The following is a 4,460-nucleotide window of genomic DNA, read 5'->3' as shown; positions in this document are numbered from 1 at the left end:
TTGAAGGCTTTTCAGAATCTGACTCTCAGGCTGCAACAAAATAACTCTATCTGATCTTGAACCGATCGGAAAAAGAATGGAAGATGCCGCCCAGGGAATGGGCGATGGCGAAGTCCCAATTCGCAGTTCTCTTCGCGGACCGTTTCCAGCCCGCAAGGGCGTAAACAGAAATGTTCAACCGTAAGCCCATACACGAAATTCCTGACAGTCCAGGCCATCGTGACCTCCATCGAATCTTTGAAAATCCGAAGGAATCATTACCTGCCGAAATCACCCCCTGGTTTTGAGACAGCCTCTGAGCACGCCACTCCGATCGCACAGCCGGAATTGTACTTAAAGACCGATTGAACCTTTTCATTCAGACCGCCAGGAAGGGGAAATTGCATTCACGTCGTGCCGAAAATGAACGACCTTTCGATGCCGCGCTACGTGGGATGGCCTACCCGCTTACGATCCATGCCCAGACGGGCATTTTATGCTACCAGCCAATGTGTCGCTCTTGCCGATACGATCACAAGGCTCGGACGAAACGACACGAAATCGGGAGCGCCTCAATTGTTTCGACGCGAATCGGGTGAGCCCGGCATTGCCCGCCATGGTGGTGGCTTCAAAAAGATGGTGCATCGGTTGCGCCTGGTGTCCGGGTTGACGCTGCTGCTGTTTACCGCCATGCACCTTTGCAATCTTGCCTTTGCCCTTCGATCGATCGAGGCGCTGGACGCAGCAAGCCGCTACCTTCTGGCTCCATGGAACACGCACGCTGGCAGCCTGCTGCTGCTTGGTGCGGCCGTGGTCCATACCTGCATGGGTCTGGTTTCGATTGCACAGCGCCGCAGCCTTGCGATGAGCCGTACCGACTGGGTGCAGATGATCCTCGGCGTCGTGACGGTGCCGCTTCTGATCAGCCATGCGCTCTTGGCTGGCGTGCTCCGACATATTTATCCACAGTTCCAGCCCAACTACAGCTTCTTCCTGCTTTTCTATTGGAAGTTCCTACCCGTGGCTGCCGTACAGCAGATCCTCCTGCTGGTTGTCTTGTGGGTCCACGGCGCCATCGGCTTTTATCATTGGCTGGTGTTACGGCCGATCTGGACGCGCATCGGCGCGGTGCTCATGCCGGCGCTGTTCATGATCCCCATCCTCGCCCTTCTTGGCTTTGTGGAAGGAGGAAGAGATGCCCTGCTGCGACTGGAGACCGCCCCGGATTGGCAGGCAAAAGTCAACAATCTTCTCCTCCTGACCGAAACGGCAGCAGCAAGGCTCAATGCAATCCAGAACCGGGTTATCTTGATTTACGGCATTCTTCTGCTTGCCGCTCTGGCGGTGATGGCCATCAGGATTCTGCGCCATCGCGACACACAGGTTACAATTACCTATGAGGGGGAGGCGACCATCGCCGGACGGGCGGGCCTGTCGATCCTTGAGATCAGTCTTCTCGCAGACATGCCCCATGCGCATGTCTGCGGCGGGCGAGGACGATGTGGAACATGCCTGGTTGCCGCGCAATCCGAGCACGGCGTTGTCAGTCCAGTTGGCGATATCGAGGCCCGCACACTGGCCCGCATCGGCGCACGCCAAAACGAACGGCTCGCCTGTCAGGCGCGCCTCCTCCAAGGGGCCATCCACGTCACCCGGCTTCAGCCGGTGCACGTGGATGCTCAGGTCTCCCGTTTTCCCCATCGCGCGAACGATCAATCCGTTAACGTCTCCGGGGACTTGCCATGAGCATGTTCGCCGAGCGCGTCAGGGCAAGTTTGGTGTTTTTTTGGGCCATTGCCTTCATTGGGGCGATCGTTTGGCCCCTGTCTATTGATGCTGCCCAGGCGACAGACATGCCGCCGCCGCCGAGCATCACCGCATTTTCCGAATTGTTTCGGGATGCAAATATACATTTCGCCGGTCTTGGACATGCGCTGATGCGGGCACCCGCCCAAGCCAAACAGCTATGGACAGATTTTGCGGAATACACGATCAGCCGGGAAGGCATCACCACGATTGCCTACACATTGATCGTGGTGATGATCGCAACCGGGCTGGAATGGCTCTTCTGGACCTATGCAGGGTCGGCCCGCCGTGCGATTGACGCGGCGCAGATCCATTCGCGCCAGGAAGGTTTCCGGATGGCATTCAGGCGCCTGACATTGCTGATGTGTGGATTTACCCTGTTTGCGCTCTCCATTCTTGGCAGCATGGGTTTTTTCGTGTGGCCAGAAAAAGGCGAGCATACGGTACTGGCTTTGATCCTTCTGATCGTCTTCGTACGTCTGGTATGGATCCTTGCAGACAGCATGCTTGCCCCCGGGCGTGCTCGTCATCGCCTGCTGGACGTCAGTCTATCGACCAGCCAGGTCTGGGTCACCGCCATTGTCTGTCTGGCGTTTCTGGCCTCCGTTGCTGTCGTCGTCGTCCCTCTGATTGAAGCTGTCGGCGCGGCAGACGTGGCGCAAACACTCAGAATTGTTGTGGCCACGCTCAGTGCGGGTTTGACCCTCGTGACCATTGTGCGGCCTTGGAAGACAGGCAAACGGCCTGACGCCAATAAATGGGCGCGGCCGCCGATGCTGCCGCTTACGTTTCTCCGTACGACAATTGTCTTGTCAATCTATGGCCTCTGGCTGTTTTGCGGGACGGTGCCGGCCATTCTGGCCATCATCTTTTTGCTCGCTTTCGCAACGCAGCGGCGCCTGCGATCCGTGGTTGTTTTCCTTTGTACTGACGAAAGCTATGCACGCACTTGCCTCCCTGAAAAACCGCCCGAAACCGAGTTAGCCGTTAAGCTGCCGGTCAGCCTTATGTCATCCATCATCCTGATGCTTGCGCGCTACACGGTCGTGATCGTGGCGATCGCAGGTGCGCTGATGGTTCTTAATGTCCCTATTCTGGAAACCGCCACCACCTCTACCCCGCTAAGGCTGCTCATCGGCCATCTATTGGGCTTGGCGGGACTTGCACTGGTCGCACATATCGCCTGGCTCGCCGTGCGCTTACCGATCGACCTGCGTCTAAGGGACCTGGTTGAGAACGCCGATCCACTTCACGGACTGGGTTCGAATGCGCGGCTCGTAACGCTGCTCCCGCTGATAAGATCGGCGTTTGGCCTGACCCTTCTCCTCCTGTTCGCTATTCTGGCGCTTTGGTCTCTCAATGTCGACATCGCACCGCTCTTGGCGGGTGCCGGTGTCTTCGGGCTGGCGCTTGGATTCGGCGCACAGGCTTTGGTCCGTGACGTCATTTCCGGTATTTTCTACCTCGCCGACGATGTCTTGCGGGTCGGCGAGTATATTGAGGGCGGCGGCGACACCCGGGGAACGGTTGAGCGCATCACCTTGCGAACCGTGGCCCTCCGACACCACAACGGGCCACTGTACTTTGTCCCTTTTGGCATCCTGGGCTGCGTCAAGAATAACTCAAGAGACTGGGCGATCGACAAATTCAACATTCCTTTGCCTGTCAGTGTCGACAGCGAATTGGTACGCAAGGTGATTAAGAAGGTCGGCGAACAGATGCTGAATGATCCAGACATTGGACCCGGTATCGTGGAGCCGCTGAAGACCAGGGTCCACAGCATTGAACCAGGGATCAAGATATTCCGCTGTAAATTCCGCTGTGCTCCCGGCAACCAGTTCGACATTCGCATGCAAGCGTACAAACGCATTGAAGTTGCACTAAAAGCGGCCGGCATTCCCTTCGCTGCCGGAACACAGGTGTTGATGGCACATGAACACCCACCAAAGCCCGCCGCGTGAATTCAGATGGACGCGGCGGGCTTGCGTTTTTTTGTTTTTATTGCATGCCGTTATCCCGAAACCACGCCCCTTTCGGCGGCATGCATTGACAATGTCGAGCGACCTCCCTCTCCGGCTGCGCAATGACGGCACGTCGGATATCCGTCCGGCCTTGTGAGCACAGCCGTTGTCAAGGATCGACATAACGCCCTTCATTCCGGGTGGCAACCACGGGCGACGCTGGGCAAAAACTTTTGACAGAATGTGTAATGAACGTGACAGGCGGCGGCGCCCAGATGCGATAGCTCCGCAAACGGAGTTCGTGCCAAGATTGGCTTTTGGCGGTTTCAGGCAGGAGCCGTACAGCTAAAGAGGTACAGCTAAAGAGAAAGAGAGAGATAATGCCCGGAATCGAGACCATTGCGAACAAAGCGTCACAGCCGGCTACTATTACGCCAGCTGAGGCAAATATGAATGCCCCCACGCCCCAGCCCGCAACGGTTTCGGGCAGGACCGTTAGTAAGTGGAGTATCGATGGTATATCTTTTCCAAGCATCGCCGGTAGAAAGAATATGTTCGATCCTAACTCCCCAAAGGATCCTCCTAAGGGGACTGCGTCTCAAAAAACACAGGTGGTGGGACTGGGTACGAAAAAATTCAAAAGCTTTGCCGCGCACTTTGATCGAAGCTCCGTCTCAAAACCGAAAGTTGACGCAGGCGATAACTCTCTTGGCT

The 4,460-nt window shown here is 56.6% G+C and carries 3 protein-coding genes; all 3 read left to right on the top strand.

Going from position 1 to position 4,460, the window contains the following annotated elements:
• Nucleotides 1-645 precede the first annotated feature (645 nt).
• Nucleotides 646-1,725 carry a 2Fe-2S iron-sulfur cluster-binding protein gene (locus PDO_RS10325; RefSeq protein ID WP_160167031.1) on the top strand — a complete coding sequence of 360 codons (1,080 nt, stop codon included), beginning with the start codon at nt 646-648 and terminating at the stop codon, nt 1,723-1,725.
• Nucleotides 1,722-3,746, top strand: coding sequence for a mechanosensitive ion channel family protein (locus PDO_RS26680; protein WP_007601411.1), 2,025 nt, complete (start codon nt 1,722-1,724; stop codon nt 3,744-3,746). The genes PDO_RS10325 and PDO_RS26680 overlap by 4 nt, the downstream gene beginning before the upstream one ends.
• Nucleotides 3,747-4,126: 380 nt before the next feature.
• A partial coding sequence (locus PDO_RS28765; RefSeq protein WP_210161514.1) for a hypothetical protein occupies nt 4,127-4,460 on the top strand: 334 nt, incomplete at its 3' end.

Source organism: Rhizobium sp. PDO1-076 (assembly GCF_000247475.1).
GTDB lineage: Bacteria > Pseudomonadota > Alphaproteobacteria > Rhizobiales > Rhizobiaceae > Allorhizobium.
Note: the sequence above shows the minus strand (reverse complement) of the source record. Positions and strands in the feature narration are given on the sequence as shown.